Origin of the sequence: Acinetobacter haemolyticus, assembly GCF_003323815.1 — a bacterium.
GTDB classification, from domain to species: Bacteria; Pseudomonadota; Gammaproteobacteria; order Pseudomonadales; family Moraxellaceae; genus Acinetobacter; species Acinetobacter haemolyticus.
Window position 1 is genome coordinate 339784 of record NZ_CP030880.1, and the last position, 18742, is coordinate 358525.

At 40.8% G+C, this 18742-nt stretch carries 15 protein-coding genes; 9 read left to right on the plus strand and 6 right to left on the minus strand.

The window, feature by feature from the left end:
• Positions 1–41 precede the first annotated feature (41 nt).
• The gene (locus DS737_RS01605) at positions 42–1313 is read left to right on the plus strand and encodes a hypothetical protein (protein WP_113996621.1); all 1272 of its coding nucleotides are present in this window, start codon (positions 42–44) and stop codon (positions 1311–1313) included.
• A 70-nt stretch (positions 1314–1383) separates the two neighbouring features.
• Here the strand turns inward: DS737_RS01605 and DS737_RS01610 are convergent, their stop codons facing one another.
• A complete protein-coding gene (locus tag DS737_RS01610) occupies positions 1384–1959 on the minus strand; it encodes a hypothetical protein (protein ID WP_113996622.1) in 576 nt (191 codons plus the stop codon).
• A 589-nt stretch (positions 1960–2548) separates the two neighbouring features.
• Here DS737_RS01610 and DS737_RS01615 point away from each other — a divergent pair.
• Both DS737_RS01615 and DS737_RS01620 read left to right on the plus strand, forming a co-directional pair.
• Positions 2549–2860, plus strand: coding sequence for a hypothetical protein (locus DS737_RS01615; protein WP_004641190.1), 312 nt, complete (start codon positions 2549–2551; stop codon positions 2858–2860).
• A gap of 70 nt (positions 2861–2930) precedes the next feature.
• Complete coding sequence (locus DS737_RS01620; protein WP_113996623.1) at positions 2931–4277, plus strand: S8 family peptidase; 1347 nt, start codon at positions 2931–2933, stop codon at positions 4275–4277.
• Between the two features lie 96 nt (positions 4278–4373).
• Here DS737_RS01620 and DS737_RS01625 read toward each other — a convergent pair whose 3' ends face one another.
• Positions 4374–4787, minus strand: coding sequence for a hypothetical protein (locus tag DS737_RS01625; RefSeq protein ID WP_005086927.1), 414 nt, complete (start codon positions 4785–4787; stop codon positions 4374–4376).
• A 235-nt stretch (positions 4788–5022) separates the two neighbouring features.
• On the opposite strand from DS737_RS01625, the gene DS737_RS01630 reads away from it, so the two are divergent.
• Positions 5023–6519: a flavin-containing monooxygenase gene (locus DS737_RS01630; RefSeq protein WP_113996624.1), complete on the plus strand. Its 1497-nt coding sequence runs from the start codon at positions 5023–5025 to the stop codon at positions 6517–6519.
• 51 nt (positions 6520–6570) lie between these two features.
• Here DS737_RS01630 and DS737_RS01635 read toward each other — a convergent pair whose 3' ends face one another.
• Positions 6571–6990, minus strand: coding sequence for a hypothetical protein (locus DS737_RS01635; RefSeq protein ID WP_005086925.1), 420 nt, complete (start codon positions 6988–6990; stop codon positions 6571–6573).
• A gap of 372 nt (positions 6991–7362) precedes the next feature.
• Between DS737_RS01635 and DS737_RS01640 the strand changes: the two genes are divergently transcribed.
• Positions 7363–8757, plus strand: a complete 1395-nt coding sequence (locus DS737_RS01640) for a hypothetical protein (protein ID WP_113996625.1) — start codon at positions 7363–7365, stop codon at positions 8755–8757.
• Between the two features lie 667 nt (positions 8758–9424).
• Here DS737_RS01640 and glyS read toward each other — a convergent pair.
• Positions 9425–11494: a glycine--tRNA ligase subunit beta gene (glyS, locus tag DS737_RS01645; protein WP_113996626.1), complete on the minus strand. Its 2070-nt coding sequence runs from the start codon at positions 11492–11494 to the stop codon at positions 9425–9427.
• The gene (gene glyQ / locus DS737_RS01650; protein ID WP_004641159.1) at positions 11494–12483 is read right to left on the minus strand and encodes a glycine--tRNA ligase subunit alpha; all 990 of its coding nucleotides are present in this window, start codon (positions 12481–12483) and stop codon (positions 11494–11496) included. Before glyQ ends, glyS begins: the two co-directional genes overlap by 1 nt.
• Positions 12484–12602: 119 nt before the next feature.
• Here glyQ and DS737_RS01655 point away from each other — a divergent pair, with 119 nt between their 5' ends.
• The 4 genes from DS737_RS01655 (at position 12603) to DS737_RS01675 (ending at position 17239) form a co-directional block, all read left to right on the plus strand.
• Positions 12603–13070 carry a hypothetical protein gene (locus DS737_RS01655; RefSeq protein ID WP_113996627.1) on the plus strand — a complete coding sequence of 156 codons (468 nt, stop codon included), beginning with the start codon at positions 12603–12605 and terminating at the stop codon, positions 13068–13070.
• Between the two features lie 685 nt (positions 13071–13755).
• Positions 13756–15018 (plus strand): putative DNA modification/repair radical SAM protein, encoded by a 1263-nt coding sequence (locus DS737_RS01665; RefSeq protein WP_113996629.1) that lies wholly within the window; start codon positions 13756–13758, stop codon positions 15016–15018.
• Between the two features lie 2 nt (positions 15019–15020).
• Positions 15021–15815, plus strand: a complete 795-nt coding sequence (locus DS737_RS01670; protein WP_113996630.1) for a TIGR03915 family putative DNA repair protein — start codon at positions 15021–15023, stop codon at positions 15813–15815.
• A gap of 155 nt (positions 15816–15970) precedes the next feature.
• Entirely contained in the window at positions 15971–17239 is a 1269-nt protein-coding gene (locus tag DS737_RS01675; protein ID WP_113996631.1) for a YncE family protein, read from the plus strand.
• An 85-nt stretch (positions 17240–17324) separates the two neighbouring features.
• Here the strand turns inward: DS737_RS01675 and DS737_RS01680 are convergent, their stop codons facing one another.
• Positions 17325–18740, minus strand: coding sequence for an SLC13 family permease (locus DS737_RS01680; RefSeq protein WP_017394752.1), 1416 nt, complete (start codon positions 18738–18740; stop codon positions 17325–17327).
• Positions 18741–18742 lie beyond the last annotated feature (2 nt).

Sequence of the window (18742 nt, forward strand, 5' to 3'; positions counted from 1 at the left end):
TATTTGTTGATTCCCATCAAGGATCTTTTTTTAGTGTGAGCATGGATAAACAAATAATATTTGAAGATGATCATATTCGCGTTATTTTTTTAAAAGGTTCAAGTGATACTTTAGTGGTTTCGTTTGGCGATTTGATTAGTCGCGCTAAAGGCATGTCCATCAATGCTGAAAAATCATTAATAAAATACCAATACAATGTGATCGGCATTATGCCGAAGCAAAAGACATGGTTTCCCAAAAGCAGCATGCTCAACATGCAGCAACAGATTCAACCATTTTTAGCACAGTTTAAAGAGCGAGTCGGCTATGGTGGCTCGATGGGTGGCTATGCTGCCATTAAGTATTCAAATTTATTGAATATGCAAAAAATTGTGGCTTTTGTACCACAATACACCATTGATCCTGAAGTGGTGCAAGACCGCCGTTATGCAGAGTTTTTTGATGTATCAATTCATCAACATATGGAAATTCAATCGGATGAAGTTGATTCATCTCGTGAATATATCATTGTCTATGATCCATATTTTGCTGAAGACAAAGAGCATTTCTTAAAAATTAAACCATTATTACCGCAAATGCATGTGATTCATTTACCCTTTACAGGACATGAAGCACTTTCTGTTTTGGCGAGTTCTGAATTACTGAATGATTTTGTTGAAAAGCCATTTGATATTACCTACTTCTATCAGCGGGTTCGTCAAGTGAAGAAGCAGAGTAAGTTCTATTATCGTCATGTACTTGATGCTTTACTGCCTCGACATCATCAGGCGTTATTAAAAATTTTAGAAGATAACGATCTACAGTTAGATGAACGTTATTTCGATGCAGTGATGAAACAAAAACTCGTGCAGCAATTGTTCCGAATGAAACAGGGCACTGAGCAGAACTTAGTGAAATTAGGAGCATTACCCCATTTTGTGCAACAAAATGGGGCGGTAAGCCCAAAAGTTAGCACGAGTCAGCATGAGTTCTTGGTTTTTAATTTGGTGAGTTTAAAACTCGAAAGTTATTGTGCAGATGTGGTTGCTGCACAGTCGCAATATTTGCTTCCTTTAAATGGTAAAGGTACTGCTTTGGTCGAGTTAGCGTTGAATGGCGACCATTATTTATTGACGATGAATGATCGGGGTATACATAAGCTGATCGCGTTAGATGAACCGTTACCTTTGGATCAATCGCCATTGATTTTCAAGCAATATGCTGAATTTTGCAGTGTGAGCTATAAGCAATTGACTCTGGCTTGTGATGCAAACGGTTTAAGCCATTTTATTGAAAATAACGTAGATGAACAGACCAAATTATTCTTGATTTGAGTGCGAAATCAGAAGCATAAAAAAAGCCTTTTGAGCATTCAAAAGGCTTTTTTTTGATGAATATTTGAGTTTAGTTCGCACCCACTTTAGCATTGGTGTTTACATTCGCGTTTACGCCTAACACTTTTACACCAACATTTGCACCTGCTTGTGCTTGTTTTCGATCAGCATTCAAGCCTGTTTGTGCTTGCACAGATGAGTTGCCAACATGAACGCCAGTTTGTGTATTTAGACCTATTGATTTTGATTCAGCTTTACGATCCTGATAGCGTTTTTTAGCCTCTGCACGTGTTTCAGTAGCGACAGTTTTACCATCTACTGCTTTGTTTACCGTGTAGTTGCTTCCATTTTTAACAGCAGCACCAGTCGTGTGAACGACAGATGAGCCAACATTTGCAGCAGTGCCCACCGTTTTTTGGGTGACATTTACCCCAGTGTTTACAGCCGCATGACCAACATGTTGAGCTGTTTGACCTACGCCTTGTGCTGTATTTTTGACTGCACCCGTAACGCCTTTAATTAAGCCGTTTGACTGTACAGAAACTTGTGCTGAGCCACTCGCATTTGCACCAACGTTTTGTGCAAAAACTGATGCAGAAGCAAGAATACTTGTTGTCACGATAGCTGTTTTGATCATTTTTTTCATTGCGGTTTCCTTAAGTGATGTGCCATATCAGGGCACTTCATAATCGCCATTGCATCATAGCGAGCAAAAAGGAGAAAGCTATGGATTTCAGCAAAACTTTACAAGCACGTTACAGCAGAAACACACTCTAGCGGTAAATTGTGGAGAATGCCTAAAACTATAAATATGTGAAATATATAGTTTTAATTAAAGTTTGAAATCTATGTATCTCTTGGTGATTAGCTTATTTTATGATGCAGCTAATCTCGATGAAAATGAAGAAGAGCCGTTCTTTTATCTAATTTTTACTCAAACATGATTTAAATTAAAAAGTGGCATTTTTATTGCTTGGTATAAAAATGTGGAAAATTTATTTTGAGTTTTCATTAAATTTATTGATCTCAATAGAAAACTTATCATCTCTCAAACCATTCTACTATGAGGTAATTGCCGTCTAAAAACCAAGTATTATCGCAATTTGCATTTAATTCATTTCAATGTTTGTAAAATATGAAAATTAATGTGAATATTAATGTTAATAATTATTGGTTAATAGATGATTAAAACAAAACCTTGCAATAAGCAGTAAAAGAAATATTGGAGAATATGAATGAAAATGATTGCGGCATTTTTACTCTTATTGGTTGGATTAGGCGTGATCGTACTGTATTTCCAACCATCTGACCCACTGACTTCATCAAATGATCTGTATATCCACCAGATGAAAGATGATTATCTTGAAGTTCCATCCAAACCACTCAATCAGCAGGAGATTAACCAAAAAGAGATTAAAACAACAACTTTATTAAACCAATCTGGCACATCGGAAGAGGAGGCTCAATTTTATAACACCAAAAGTGACCCAGCGATTCAACCGATAGATCCAGAAACTGATCCAGCAAATCAAATTAAAACGCTTTAATCATCGCATGGTCTTTATCCAAGCCCATGAGAGATACATGTTCTTTATCCAAGAACAATGGAGATAGAAATTGAAAAATAAAACGTTGTTATTACTAAGTTTATGTATTTTATACAGTACCAATACTACAGCAGCAGCGCTGAGTGCAGCACAGTTAAAGCAACAGTTGAATTCAACTGCTTTAGCTAAAGTTGCTAAAGGCAAGATCGATCTTAATGCTTTGGTAAATAATGAGTCGAATGATTTACTCATCGAGTATGAGACGAATTTTTCTCATATTTCACCAAGTGCAGAAAAGCTGAGTTATATTGCTGAGGGAAAAACGCAGTTTAAAGCAAAATTTGCTCAAGCTTCAGGTTTCCAAACTTTACGCGAATTTAATGGAATACCGATGGGACTCTATCGAATTCAAGACCGAAAAACATTGGCTCAGGTTCTAAATGATCCTTCAGTCAAAGGGGTATATCCGAATCGTAAGAATACACCGACCACAATGCAAAGTTTGCCATTAATCAATCAACCTCAAGCTGTAGCGAATGGCTTTACAGGCGAAGGTTCGAGTGTCGTGGTGATCGATACTGGGGTGAATTATAAGCACTCGGATTTCGGTTGTACGGCAGTCAATACGCCAGCTTCAACCTGTCGCGTGGTGCATTCCTTTGATACTGCACCTGACGATGGCAGCTTAGATGATGATGGGCACGGTAGTAATGTTTCGGCCATCGTTGCTAAAGTTGCGACGAAAACTAAAATTATTGGTATCGATGCATTTAGAAAGGTCAGATCCCAAGGGCAATGGGTCAGCACGGCCTATGATAGTGATATTCTCGCAGGTGTAAATTGGGCAGTAAATAATGCTCAAGCCTATAATATTAAAGCGATTAATATGAGTTTGGGCGTGCCTGGAGTGAAATATACCTCGGAATGCCAAAACAGTAGTTACGCAACTGCCTTTGCCAATGCACGTGCAGCCGGGGTTGTTCCTGTCGTCGCATCTGGTAATGATGGATTTGCTGATGGGATATCTTCACCAGCATGTGTTGCAGGTGCCGTGCGTGTAGGTGCTGTATACGATAGTAATATGGGAAGTTTAGCGTGGAGTAATTGTACTGATAGAACTACAAATGCGGATAAGGTTACTTGTTTCAGCAATGGTGGTTCACTGGTCACTTTACTCGCACCAGGTGCATTGATTACCGCAGGTGGTGAGACACAAGGTGGAACATCACAAGCTGCACCGCATGTGGCAGGGGCGATAGCATTGTTGCGTGCGAATAGTGTGAGTCCAACGGAAAGCATTGATCAAACCATTCATCGCTTGAGAGTCACAGGCAAGTCAGTTACCGATACGAGAACTGGTTTGGTCTTCCCGCGTATTGATGTATTGGCTGCAAGTAACGGCTTATCATCCAATTAAGGTTAATTTTTTATAGTTTAAATTGATCTAGAGTACGTTTTAAAGTGCCATAACTCGTTGCATGATCTTAATCTGCAACGAGTTTTTTTTAAATTATTAATGACATTTAGCTAAATTGTCAGCACTAAAATTACTTTGCAGCTTCTTAAAATTTGCTTGAATGGCTGGTTCTTGAATATTAAATATGGCGGATGTTTGGGTGGGTGAGTTGGTATTATTTGAATATTGTGTTGTGCTGGTGCTGGCTGAAATTAAGCCTTGACGATTAAAAATCCAATGCTCCACAGCTTGACCACCCTCAAAATTACCCGTGAATTCAATAAAGCAATTTTTCGGTTGTTGAATAAGTCGAGCGGTATTGTTTTCGGTCGTAGGGGTTGCTTCGATATTTTGAACTTGTTCTAAAATTTGAGTAGCTGTAGTTGTCTGGATCGGAGAAGAAGAACAGCCTGTAAAGATAAGGCTTGTGGTGATTGAAAATAAAAGTGCTTTTAACGGCGTTACATTCATGTGCGAAATTCCAGTTCTATAAATATCAATCATTTCAGTGTGTCGGCAAAGCGAGTTAAGTTCAATTTAGTTTTTGAAATGGCCATGTAAATTTATAATGAATTCTTTGGAAAAGATAAAAATATAATTAGTAATTTGTATCAAAAATGACCATCGGAAAGGTCAGTCAGGTTAATGAACTTATTTTTAGTTTATGCCATGTTGTATGCGGAATGAAAATAAGGGAAAACGAGTCATGAATACCAAGTCGAAGACTGTGCCATTTTATCGAGTGATTGTGATCGGTGGTGGTTTTGCGGGTTTAGGTGCTGCGATTAAACTCAAACAAGCGGGTATTCATGATTTCATCTTGCTCGAAAAAGCCAATGAACTCGGTGGTGTATGGCGTGAAAATACCTATCCGGGATGTGCCTGTGATGTGCCATCGGCATTGTATTCATATTCTTTTGAGCCGAATCCTACATGGAGTCGAGTGTTCGCGGGACAAGCGGAAATCAAACAATATTTACAGAACACCGCGCAGAAATATCAAGTTTTACCGCATGTTCATTTCAATCATGAAGCCTTAGCTGCAACGTGGTCGGATGTTAAACAGTGTTGGATTATCAAAACCAATCAAGGTGAATTCCATTCACAATTTGCGATCATGGCATGTGGGCCAATGCATGAACCTGTGATCCCAAATGTAAAAGGTCTCAAAGATTTTGAAGGTGAGATTTTCCATTCATCTCGTTGGCGACATGATGTGGATTTAACAGGTAAACGTGTTGCGGTGATTGGTACAGGCGCATCTGCAATTCAGTTTGTACCACAAATTCAGCCGTTGGTAAAACAACTCACTGTATTTCAACGTACACCGCATTGGGTATTACCAAAATCTGATATGCCATTGCCAAGTGCCATTCAAACTTTATTTAAATATATTCCTGTCACTCAGTCAGTGATGCGTGGTTCAGTCTATGGCATCTTTGAAACCTTAAATGGTGGTTTACAAAGTAATGCTGCGATGCGGCAAGTACAGCGTATTGCTGAATTTCATATTAAACAGGGCATCAAAGATCCTGAATTACGTCGTAAAGTGACGCCAAATTATGTGATCGGTTGTAAACGTATTCTGCAATCTAATGAATGGTATCCAGCCTTAGCTCAAGACAATGTCAATGTAGTTGCAGGGGCGTTAAGCGAAGTCAAAGGCAAGCAGTTAATTGCCAGTGATGGTTCAAGCTTTGAGGCTGATGTGATCATTCTTGGGACGGGTTTTGAGGTGGCTGAACCGCCAATTGCTCAGCGTGTCTATAACCGTTATGGACAAAGCATGTCTGATGTATGGCAGGGCAGTCCAGAAGGTTATATGGGAACAATGGTGGCAGATTGCCCGAATGGTTTCTTGATGTTTGGACCGAATATTGCGGTGAGTTCTTCGGCTTTTATCATTATTGAAGCGCAACTCACTTATATTATGGATGCGTTGAAACAAGCGATTCAAAAAAATATCAAAACCATAGAACCTGATCCTGTGCGTATCGCTGAGTTTAATCAACGCGTACAAGAGGCTTTACAAACCACGGTTTGGAACAAGGGTGGTTGTCAGAGTTATTTCATTGATCGGAACGGGCGAAATAGTACGGTCTGGCCGTGGACAACGTTTAAGATGCGTCAGCAACTTAGCCGTTTTAACTTAAATGAATATCTGATTGATCATCAGGTTAAGCTCGAAACTGAAACAGCTTAAATATCTGCCATTAATAAATACCTCTAACTTTTGATTAGAGGTATTTTATTTTTAATTCGATGACGGTTGGCTGAGTTCAGCACGTTCAATAGGAACATTTCCATCATTGGTACCAACCACCGCATCTTTGGTGTCTTGCCATTTTTTAGCGGTAAATTGTTTGGCTTTTTGTGTTTGTTCCTGAACGATTTCAGATTGTTCAGCGGTATATTCTTTGGTGTTTTTCCATCTCTCACTCATTTTTTGTGAGGTGTTTTCAGATGCACCTTGGATAGATTCACCTAGGTTTTGCATGCCTTTGCCTGTTTTATATAGCAATACTCGACCAAGGCTTGGGTTGTCACCATAAGGAAGTGTTTTTTCAGCCGTTGCAGTATTTGCATTCGCCGTAGTTGTATTTGTTTCGGCTGCCCAGAGAGAAGACGATGCGATCAGTGCAGTCGCTAAACACAGTGCAGGTACTTTTTTCATCATCTTTTATCCTTTTGGCAATATTGCTGCAATTCAAGTTTTATAGCTTATCGCCAAGTTCAAGAAAAGAATGTAGGTGATGTGAAATTGATACGGTACGTAAAAATTATGTCTGTTCAGTTCGATAACACATATGTTTGTATTCGCTACCTCACCAAATTAAGAAATTATGATCGTTGACGCCCTGTTTTCCCCATGATAGTTTTAATTCAGTAAAATCAATATTTTCACGTTTTATTTTAATCAATAGCGTGGAAAACACAGTCTCGTCTAGAGCCATTGTGTACGATCTAATCAAAGAGCTTAAACGTACAAATTGAGGCGCGAAAGTAGGGGCTGCGGCTGTACCTTATTTGACTAAGGGGAAATGCTATGAAAGTTGTGATAGGGCTTTTGATTGGGTTATGTCTCTGGTTGGCGCATGGTACAGCCAATGCGCAGCAGCGGGTCAAGGTCGGCGAGTGCTACGACCAAATGCATTATCAGCACCTCGACATCGTCGAGACTCGGGTGTTTAACCCGGTGATCGGTGGGATGACACCTACCTTCAGCCAGCTTATTCGACCGCATCAACCTGGCTACAGCTATGCCGAGTACGAAATGCGTCCCGATCCGACCGGTATCAATTTGATGCAGGTGAAATCGGCAGTGCCTGGCGTCCAGTTCTGGATCCAGCGAAACAGAATGCTGATTGCAGTTGAGCCAACCCGGGTGGTTCCTCTCGGGCAATGTCAGTTCGATCAAATGTGGGCGGCACAATTTCCGGCGCCGTTCACGCCTCAGCCGCAGGAGGTCGTTCAGGTTTCTTTTTTTTCAATGCCAGGTCAGTCGCCGCAAATAATGGCCAGGCAGCTTGCTGGAAATCCCATTCCCGCGAACGCTTTCAGTGAAGGTACCTATTCAGGCATCCCACCACTGATTGACGAGCAGAAAGCTCGGGCCTGCCTCACTAGTGCTGACGGGGATGAGTCAGCTTTCTATTCATGCATAGCAGGTAGCGTATTTGGGCCACATGAGAAGGCCGCGATGGAATGCGCTCAAAAGGCCGAGGATAGGATCGAGTTGGGCATGTGCATCCTTAATGACCAGTTGGGGAGCGGTAATAAAAAGATTGCTCAGGATGCTGCTGACTGCTACGCCCAGTACGGACAGGAGTGGAACGCCTATCCGCAGTGTCTTGCCATGAAGAATGCGCCGCCAGAAGCGGCTAATTTGGTTAACTGTGTACGCACTCAAATGATATCAGGACAGACACCAAACTACTGGACAATGGGGTTGTGCGCCCTTCCTAAGTCCATATTCAATCCTAATCCAGAGACCACCATCGCACTTGAATGCGCCGCTACGACGGGTGGCCAGCCTAAGCTCTTCGTGGCCTGCGCGGGTGGTCGACTACTGGAACGGGAACTGGATAAATGCTTCTCCGGTGGCATAGGAACTTCCAATGGCTGTTTCGGCCCCAACAACTCAATCACGCAAGCCTACGATCAAATTGAGAGCCAGCTTAAAAATGTTCTCGGTGCAAACAGCGTTGCGTTTCAAGCATGGCAGGCAGCACGGCTCTCGATGGACCCATACAAGATGGCGGAAGCAACGCGCAACGTGAATCGAGAAATCAACAGGGCGATCACGAACACGAACATCGCGATTGCGACCGCTGGTAGACAAGCGGCAGATGCGGTGGCTAAGGTTACACCCGACGTGACTATCAGGAAGTCGAGCCAAGGTCTTCCCAGCATCACTATTCGTAAGCCAAAATGGTTGTGAAGAGTTAGGCATGAAGTCGATTAACTTGGCACCCTTTTTCATAGATTTATTGCCGACAAAGCAGTAGACTGTGGTTGTCCAGCCGAAGCAGGCGACCTATGAACTGACTGGTTGCACATACTCGGCACATAATTTTTGCAAGGTGATCAGTGAGCACCAGGGTGTTTGAATCGGCTCAGAAGATTTCTCTAGCTGCGAATCCCAGCAACATGCACACTGCAATAAGAAGATCGTGCAGTAGCATTTAGAACGCAGCAGCCTTACTGAACGGTTTACCGAAGTTGTTCCTGTGTGGGCGATAGTCCAGCTTGTCGAAAGCCCCTGAGTCCATTCTTCGCCTTACCCCAGATACGAAAGGAATGCTCGCTGGTTATGATCGACTTTGAGTGGTTGAAGAGACTGACACGAAGTACTGCGAAATCCTATACATCGAAGGGCCTTTCAGCGCACGCAGAGTGTGGTGATGATGGCTAACAATTTCCTCAAGCCGACGCCGCTTCGTGGCGCGGCTTAACTTAGGCGTTAGAGTCTTCGGGAGAAATTAGATGAGCAATAAACCAAAATCTGCTGCGTCCGCAACGTATAGAAAAGCCGCCAACGAAATCGCCGAAAATAAACCCCGCTAATTTATAGCGGGGTCTGTTTAATTATTCAGTTAAATAAAGATTTAACCCTGCAATACACTCACATCTGCAATCGCTGTGAATAAATCACGCAATTGAGCGAGTAAACGTAAGCGGTTCGCTTTTAATTCAGCGTCGTCTGCCATAACCATCACGCCTTCAAAGAAAGCATCAATAGGTGCACGAAGGGCAGCAAGCTTAGACAACGCTTCTGTATAGTTACGCGCAGCAAGTAAAGGCTGAACCACTGGCGTAAGTGCAGACAACTCCGCATAAAGCGCTTTTTCAGCAGCTTCAACTAGATTCGCGTCAACCACAGCACCTTCAGGCGTTGCTTCTTTAGCAAGAATATTCGCAACACGCTTATTAGCCGCAGCCAATGCAGCCGCTTCTGGCAAAGTACGGAAATGATTCACCGCAGTCACACGCTTATCAAAATCAAGTGGAGATTTTGGAGCAAGTGCTTGAACCGCTTGAATCACATCAACTGCTACGCCTTGGTCTTCATACTTAGCACGGTAACGACCTTCAAGGAACGCAACGGCATCCGCACGGGTCTTGTCATGATCTTTAACTACATCGCCATAGCCTTGAAGCGCAAAGTTAACCAGTTCTTCAATCGTCACATCGAGTTCATTTTCAATGATCAAACGTAAGATACCGATTGCAGAACGACGTAATGCAAATGGGTCTTTAGAACCTGTTGGCGCTTGACCAATACCAAAAATACCAACCAGCGTATCTAAACGATCTGCAAGCGCAATCGTTGTGCCTGTCTTGGTTTGTGGTAATACGTCACCCGCAAACTTAGGTAAGTATTGCTCACCTAAAGCTTCAGCAACTTCATGATTCTCACCTTCAAGGCGAGCATAATACGTGCCTGCAATCCCTTGAAGTTCAGGGAATTCACCCACAAGTTCAGAGGTCAAATCACATTTAGCCAGTAACGCTGCTTTTTCAGCATCCGCTGCATTTGCACCTGTAATCGGTGACAAGGCAACGGCTAATTTCGCAATACGTTCTGATTTGTTCCAAAGCGTACCCAATTGCGCTTGGAATACCATATTCGCGAGTTTTTCTTTACGAGATGCAAGCGGTTGCTTTTGATCTTGTAAGAAGAAGAATTCTGCATCGGACAAACGAGGGCGTACAACTTTCTCATTACCTTCAATAATTTGAATCGGATCTTTCGACTCAATATTTGAAATAGTAATGAAGTAAGGCTGTAATTTACCTTCAGCATTGATCAAACAGAAATACTTTTGGTTATCCTGCATCGTGGTAATCAAGGCTTCTTGTGGAACAGCTAAATAACGTTCTTCAAAAGTCGCACGTAATGCAACTGGCCATTCAACCAAGCTGGTGACTTCATCAAGTAAGTCTGCTGGGACAATCGCAGTTGCATTAACTTCATCAGCTAACTTTTTCACTTGATCTTGAATCGTTGCTTGACGCTTTTCAAAGTTCGCAACAACATAAGCTTTTTCTAAAGCAGCAAGGTAGTCATTTGCATGCGCCAAAGTCACAGCTTCAGGTGCATGGAAACGGTGACCATAAGTCACATTACCTGCTTTATGATCTTGAATGGTTGCTTCAACCACTTGATCATCTTTCAGCAATACGACCCATTTTACTGGACGCACGAATTCAGTACGACTTGCTGCTGAACGCATACGTTTTGCGATCGGTAAGTTGTCTAGCGCAGTTTGTAAAATTTGTGGCAGTAAAGCATCAAGGCTTTGACCTTTCACATCTTTCAAGAAGCAAACTTTTTCAACTTTACCTGCTTGGAACGTCGAAAGCTGATCAACCGTGATGCCTTGACCACGCATAAAGCCTTCAAGTGCTTTAGTTGGTTTGCCTTCAGCATCATAAGCGGCTTGAACAGCAGGGCCGTCAAAACGTTTTTGTGTGTCTGCTTGAGCAGCATCAATATCAACAATTTTTAATGCCAAACGACGAGGTGCTGCATAGGCTTCGATTGCAGCAAAATTTAAGCCTGCATCTTTTAAGCCTTTTTCCGTTTCAGCTTTTAAAGCATCACGTAAAGTTTTTAAGCTTTTTGGTGGAAGTTCTTCACAGCCAAGCTCGAATAAAACAGTATGCTTTGTCATTATTTATTCTCCTTCGCTTTTTCAGCTTGGGCTGCTTCTGCTTCAACTTGTGCTTTTAACTGCGCTAATACTTCATCACGTAAATGAGGTTCTGCCATTGGGAAACCGAGTTTCGCGCGTGCAGCCACATAACTTTGAGCGATTGAACGCGCTAAGGTACGAACACGTAAGATGTAACGTTGACGTTCAGTTACAGAAATCGCACCACGCGCATCCAACAAGTTAAAGCTATGCGATGCTTTAATCACTTGCTCATAAGCAGGAAGTGGAAGTTCAGCTTCCATTAAACGAGCTGCTTCAGCTTCATAGAAATCGAATAATTCAAATAATTTATCGACTGGCGCATATTCGAAGTTATAGGTCGATTGTTCTACTTCATTTTGATGGAATACATCACCGTAAGTTACTGTACCGAACTGACCTTTGGTCCAAACAAGGTCGTAAACTGAGTCTACACCTTGAAGGTACATCGCAAGACGTTCTAAACCGTATGTGATTTCACCAGTAACAGGGTAGCATTCAACACCACCGACTTGCTGGAAGTAAGTGAACTGAGTCACTTCCATACCATTGAGCCAAACTTCCCAACCTAAGCCCCAAGCACCAAGAGTTGGAGATTCCCAGTTGTCTTCTACGAAGCGAATATCGTGAGTCAGGGTATCGATGCCGATCGCTTTTAACGAATCAAGATAAAGCTGTTGGATATTGTCTGGGTTTGGCTTAAGTACCACTTGGAACTGATAATAGTGTTGTAAGCGGTTTGGGTTCTCACCATAACGACCATCTTTCGGACGGCGTGAAGGTTGAACATAAGCCGCGTTCCAAGTTTCTGGACCTAATGCGCGTAAGAAAGTTGCAGTGTGGAATGTACCTGCACCCATTTCCATATCATATGGTTGTAATACGACGCAGCCTTGCTCCGCCCAATAGTTTTGTAGGGCAAGAATTAAGCCCTGAAATGTATCAATATGCGATATAGCACGACTCATGGTGCATCCACTGGAATCAAACAAAAATTGTGGTTAAGTATAAGGATTTTGGGGGGGAGTGGCAAAGGTTATAGCTCAAGTTATACTGTTTTTCATCTAGATCAAAATTAAAGCAAATCATGTATCTGACAGATTATGAAAATAAGTTCAAACGTTGGGAAAACTATGCTGAATTGCCATCTGGTTTATTTTTCCTTATCGATGAATCGGCGTTAGAGACATACTTATCTAAACGGACAAGTTTCCTAAAAGGTTTTGAAGCAACTGAATTTATTCGCCTTGTATCTAAAGAAATTCCTAAGTCGTTTGCTGATAAAATTATGTTAGATATTTCTGAAAGTTGGAATTCTGATAAAGAAATTGCCAAAGTTCGAGAATGGTTATTTCAATGCAAGATTGCTTTTGATCAAGATATTTATATGCTTTATGACGAGCATGTCATTAAAACCAAATGGAAAGTTTTTGTAAGGCATTGGGATATTTTTAGTTGGTCTATTGGAATGAGCTTAAATGTTATTGATCACACTCGTAGTTGGTGTTTAGAAGTACATCATGAGAATGTACTCACTTTTTATTCGTTGAAATAAAGAGTAACTGTAAACTTAACTTTGAGGCGCTAATTAGCATTTTTTAGTCTGTAAGATGCCTTTGCTTTATTTACAGTTCTAAGTAATAAAATCCAGTTGGTCAGGGAAAATGTGAGTGAGAAGAAACAGAAAATAAGAAAAAAGCCGAATGGGATAATATTAATCTGAGCAGTTTTTAGAATCATAATCAGGCTAGGGACAATCGAGGTAAATAAGAGTGCATACGGAATAATCGAAAAGAAATTGAGGACGTTATATTTTTTCAATAAAACTTGAACTAAATAGGTTGGAAGGAAAACTAAGATGAAGTAGATCAATACAATACAAAGGATGGCAAGGAACATTTCGTAGAATACGTTCAATATTTCTATAGAAAAGTAATCGTTAGGTGCGAAAAAAACGGACAATATAAAAAATATTGGAATAGCAGCATAGAACGGAGTTTGAATTAAACAACGCCAAATTTGATCTTTACTGACATCAAGCCGTTGGGTAAGTAATTTATAAAAACTTAGGATCATTGTTTTATCTAAATGAAAGGGTTAGGAAAATTGGTTGTCGCTAATATTTAACTAATCAACTATACGACACCACGTGACGCATTGCATCTCCCATGCTCTTAATTTCACAATATGAAAATGCTAATTTTTAAACGATATTCTCTGTTCTCATCAGGTCGTTTGAAATGTCTGATCGCATTCGTGAAAAATTGCAAATTCTTGCGGACGCTGCCAAATATGACGTGTCCTGTTCATCCAGTGGCAGTGACCGTAAAAATAAAGACAAGGGCCTAGGTGATGCCAGTCGGGCAGGGATTTGCCATAGCTATACTGAAGATGGTCGTTGTGTTTCATTACTGAAAATCCTGTTCAGTAATGTCTGTATTTTTGATTGTGCCTATTGTGTGTCACGCCGTTCTAATGATGTCAAACGTGCTGCATTTACCGTACAAGAAGTGGTTGATCTGACCATTAATTTTTATCGTCGTAATTATATTGAGGGATTATTTCTTAGCTCAGGAATTTTTAAATCTGCAGACCATACGATGGAGCGTATGCTGCAAGTGGTGAAGAAGTTGCGTCTAGAAGAAAATTTTAATGGTTATATTCATCTTAAAACCATTCCCGGAGCATCGCCTGAACTGATTCATGAAGCAGGGCTTTATGCGGATCGTATGAGCATCAATTTAGAAATGCCCACTGAGATCGGATTAAAAGCATTTGCTCCTGAAAAATCCCATCAAGAAGTACAAAAAGATTTAGGTCTAGTTCGAGATCGGCTGATTCAACTCAAAGATGAACGCCAAATTATTAAGCATGTCCCGAAATATGTACCCGCAGGACAGACCACACAGATGGTAGTCGGCGCACATCAGGAAACCGATCAAGATGTGCTATTTATGGCAGATCGACATTACAAAGAATTTAAACTCAAACGGGTGTATTTCTCAGGTTATATACCAATTAACACGGAAAATAACTATTTACCAGCAGTCGGTTCAGCACCGCCATTATTAAGAGAAAATCGACTCTATCAAAGTGATTGGTTGATGCGGTTTTATGGGTTTGAAGTCAATGAAATCGTCAATGAAAAACACCCACATCTTGATTTAGATGTAGACCCAAAACTGAGTTGGGCATTACGTCATCCTGAGCAGTTTCCAGTGGATTTAAATCGTGCTGACTATCGCATGATCCTTCGTGTACCCGGCATCGGAGTGAAATCAGCCAAGAAAATCGTACAAGCGCGTCGTTTTGGAAAGGTGCATATTGATTTGTTGAAACAACTCGGTGTGGCGTATTCACGTGCTAAGTTTTTTATTCGTTGTGAAGATAGTCCACGGTTTCAAAAAGAACTTTCTACGACTGATATTCGTCAGCAAATATTAACGCAGGGTTCATCCAAGTACGTGAAACAACTGTCACCACAACTGAGTTTAGGATTCTAAACATGCTCAGTGATAGTGTGGTTTATTACTACTTTGATGGCTCTATGGTCGGTTTACTCAACTGCGTATTTCGTGCTTTTCAATTTAAAGAATTCCACGTGCAACTCTGTTTAAACCAAGGCGCACAGCATGGCTTATTCGCGATGGTGGTTGAAATTCCAAATCATGAGCAACATGCAGCACGTGTTTGGTCAGCCTTACAGCAGAAATTGTCGCATTCATCTTTGAGGCAATTTTATTTTGCCTATTTATCAGAATCCTTGGATGCTTATCAGCATTTATTTAATTACTGTATCTACGTCTTTCGGCATCAACATTCAGTTGAGAAGAATTATTCGCATCCCAGTGTTTTGGCGATTTCACAATGGACGAAAAAGGTCGGGCGCGAAAAGCATCGTATGGAAGCTTTTGTGCGTTTTAAGAAAACCACAGATGGGCTTTTTTTGAGTTTAGTCCGTCCTGATTTTAATGTATTGCCTTTGATACAGCCGCATTTTAAGCGTCGTTATCAAGATCAACGTTGGTTGATTTATGACGAACAACGCAAATATGGATTGTATTATGACTTACACGAGATCCATGAAGTCTCTTTAGAAGCCCATCAGATTGACCGTAATATCGAAAATGGTGCCAGTCAAAATTTCCAATTAGAATTAGATGAACACGAAGAATTATATGATCAGCTTTGGAAAGATTATTTTAATAGTATCAATATTAAAGAGCGTCAGAATGTGAAATTGCATGTGCAGTATTTACCAAAACGTTATTGGCGTTATCTCAACGAAAAAATTATCTAAAGGATTTTATTAAATAATACAGCTCCTTAGAGTTTGATTTTGACGAATAGGCTTTGTGAAGACTGAAAAAAATAAAAGGAAGCATTAATTTTAAGTAAATGTTATGTTATAACGTTTCAAAATTAATACAAATCAGTCCAACAGGAAAAATAAGCATGAATAGGTTAAAACAAACTTATCTACTAAGTGTTTTATTCAGCAGTGTGTTGTTGTCAGCATGTGGGGGGAGTAGTAACTCATCTAGCTCATCATCAAATACACAAAAGCCTGAACAGCCAGCTCAAAGTCATGAAGGTCGCCTAGCGATTGCCAATGCGGATACAGAGCGTCCTTCGTTATCGGTCTATGATCTTAAAGATCAGAAAGTGATTGATACTAAAGCATTAAATTACATGCCTTCAGCGATGTATAGCAGCCCTCAATTACGTTATGCAGTGATGTTGAGCCGTAATAATGGGGTGGTGCAATTTGCTGATGGTGGTATCTTTACGCAAAGCAACCAACTCAAAATCAATACACCTAATATCTTAACGTTCCAATTGAGTGGTCCGACACCTGCCCATTATCGTAGTTTCAATGGTACTGCAGCATTGTTCTATGATGGTAGTGCTTCGGAGGTGTCTAAGTTTGAAGTGTTTACGGATAGTATGATTGCACAAAAAAGTATTGCGACTCAAAAACTACCGAAAGGACATCATGGTGTTGCTGAACCACGTGGCGAGTATGTGTTAAGTACTTATATGCCGACAGATGCGAGCACATTAAGCATAGTCAAAAGCTATCATATTCATGGTGATCATTTCCATGAAGAGCAGACTTTAACCAATCCATGTAATCGTTTACACGGGGCAGCCTCGATTGCTAAATATGCTGCATTTGGCTGTGAAGATGGTGTTTTGGTGGTTGAACAGAAGAAAGATGAATTTGTAGATAAAAAGGTTTTTATTGACCAACGAATTTCTACCATTGCAGGGCATGAAAAAATCAATCAGTTTGCCGCTTTTGCATCAGGTACACATGCTTTATTTATTGTTGATCCTGAAAAATTAAATGCAACCAGTTTAAATTGGTCAGCAGATGCAAAAGAGTTGGATGGGACAACGGCTGTTCGACGCTTACAGCAAAGCTTTGATGCAACTGGACGTTATCTCGCGATTTTAGATAGTATGGGAACTGTACATGTGATTGATACACAAACTTGGCAACGATTAGGTCAAATTCAGGCGATTAACAATGTTGTTGGTACTGAGCTTTCTAAAAGTCGTTTAGTGGTCAATGCTGCTTCGGATACCGTTTTTATCAATAACACTGAAGCAAAAACAATTATTGAACTTGATTTAAAAAACTTGAAAATCAAACAAACCATTCAATTAAATGATGTGCCAAACACCTTTACTTGGTTAGGTGTTGCAAAAATGAATTAATTCATTTGTTAAAAAAACAGCCCGCATTGCGGGCTGTTTTTTTTATTTGGACTTTTTCAAATCGATAGATCTTTATGCCTCAAAATTAGAGGAAGAAAAGGTAGATAAAGATCGATACAATCGCCACACATAATATATTCAACATAAAGCCGACTTTCATCATTTCACTTTGTTGAATATGTCCAGTACCAAATACAATCGCATTTGGTGGCGTTGCAACAGGAAGCATAAAGGCACATGACGCACCGATACCAATCACAATCACAAGAATTTCTTTTGGTAACCCCATCTGTGCAGCGATTGCAGCAAATACAGGAACTAGTAAAGCTGCAGATGCAGTATTACTGGTCAACTCGGTTAAGAAAATAATAAAGGCGGCAACAACAACGATGACAACGAACGGAGATGCATCGCCGAAAGCATTTGCCAGCGTTTGACCAAGGACTAACGAAGAACCTGAATCTTTTAAAACCGCACTTAACGTTAGACCACCACCGAATAACATGAGTACACCCCAATCGGTGTTATCTGAAATATCTTTCCATGTGGCAATACCTAATATCACCACCATACACGCAGCGCTCAGAGCGACCCATGTATCTGGTTGGCTGATTCCGAATTTCTCACTTACACTTTTGCCAAAAATCCAGCCGATTGCAGTGACAATAAATAAAATCATGGTCAGTAGACGGTCGCGGTTCCAAGGAATCGATTCAGCTTTAAATTCAACTCTGTGATTTAATTTAGGACGCAAAATGAAATACAAACTGACGAGCATGGCTGGGAAAATTAATAACATCAGCGGTAAACCGATTTTCATCCAGTCTGCGAAATCGTAACCTAAAGCTTTTGCTGCAATGGCGTTTGGTGGTGAGCCAACCAACGTCCCTAAACCGCCAATATTGGCTGAATACGCAATACCCAGTAGAATAAAGACGAAAGTTTTACGTTCTTTGGCAACATCCAAATGCGTTAATAAACCCAATGCAAGTGGGAGCATCATCGCTGCGGTTGCGGTGTTAGAAATCCACATTGATAAAAATGCAGTCACAATACAGATCGCCAAGACCGCTAAACCTAAATGCCCTCGTGATAAGGCAATCACCCACATCGCGATTTTTCGATCAAGCTTTTGCACATGTAAGGCTGTTGCTAAAGCAAAACCGCCAAAAAATATGAAAATAATCGGATCGGCGAAAGTACTTAGTGCTTTAGTTGTCGTGATTGGACTGACTTCATCATTACTACCCACACTTGGCATTCCGATGAGTACAGCGAGTACAGGAACCAGCAGTGCTGTAATGGTGATGTGGATTGCTTCGGTGAGCCATAAAACACCAATAAAGAATAATAAACTTAAACCTTTGTTGGCATTTTGCTCAAAAGGGAGAATTTCATATAAACCGAATGACAGCAGGGCTGCAATCGCAATAATCACCCAACCGCGGAGTACACCTTTCGGCATCGCATTGGTTGGTGTTTCTAAGTGAGGAACATTCATAC

What these genes read in the sequence shown, in the direction of transcription:
- DS737_RS01625 (WP_005086927.1), bottom strand. Translation starts at nt 4,787, where the DNA reads ATGAATGTAACGCCGTTAAAAGCACTTTTATTTTCAATCACCACAAGC.
- DS737_RS01635 (WP_005086925.1), bottom strand. Translation starts at nt 6,990, where the DNA reads ATGAAAAAAGTACCTGCACTGTGTTTAGCGACTGCACTGATCGCATCG.
- DS737_RS01605 (WP_113996621.1), top strand. Translation starts at nt 42, where the DNA reads ATGGATAAACAAATAATATTTGAAGATGATCATATTCGCGTTATTTTT.
- DS737_RS01640 (WP_113996625.1), top strand. Translation starts at nt 7,363, where the DNA reads ATGAAAGTTGTGATAGGGCTTTTGATTGGGTTATGTCTCTGGTTGGCG.
- DS737_RS01655 (WP_113996627.1), top strand. Translation starts at nt 12,603, where the DNA reads ATGTATCTGACAGATTATGAAAATAAGTTCAAACGTTGGGAAAACTAT.
- DS737_RS01615 (WP_004641190.1), top strand. Translation starts at nt 2,549, where the DNA reads ATGAAAATGATTGCGGCATTTTTACTCTTATTGGTTGGATTAGGCGTG.
- DS737_RS01610 (WP_113996622.1), bottom strand. Translation starts at nt 1,959, where the DNA reads ATGAAAAAAATGATCAAAACAGCTATCGTGACAACAAGTATTCTTGCT.
- DS737_RS01675 (WP_113996631.1), top strand. Translation starts at nt 15,971, where the DNA reads ATGAATAGGTTAAAACAAACTTATCTACTAAGTGTTTTATTCAGCAGT.
- glyQ (WP_004641159.1), bottom strand. Translation starts at nt 12,483, where the DNA reads ATGAGTCGTGCTATATCGCATATTGATACATTTCAGGGCTTAATTCTT.
- glyS (WP_113996626.1), bottom strand. Translation starts at nt 11,494, where the DNA reads ATGACAAAGCATACTGTTTTATTCGAGCTTGGCTGTGAAGAACTTCCA.
- DS737_RS01665 (WP_113996629.1), top strand. Translation starts at nt 13,756, where the DNA reads ATGTCTGATCGCATTCGTGAAAAATTGCAAATTCTTGCGGACGCTGCC.
- DS737_RS01680 (WP_017394752.1), bottom strand. Translation starts at nt 18,740, where the DNA reads ATGAATGTTCCTCACTTAGAAACACCAACCAATGCGATGCCGAAAGGT.
- DS737_RS01630 (WP_113996624.1), top strand. Translation starts at nt 5,023, where the DNA reads ATGAATACCAAGTCGAAGACTGTGCCATTTTATCGAGTGATTGTGATC.
- DS737_RS01670 (WP_113996630.1), top strand. Translation starts at nt 15,021, where the DNA reads ATGCTCAGTGATAGTGTGGTTTATTACTACTTTGATGGCTCTATGGTC.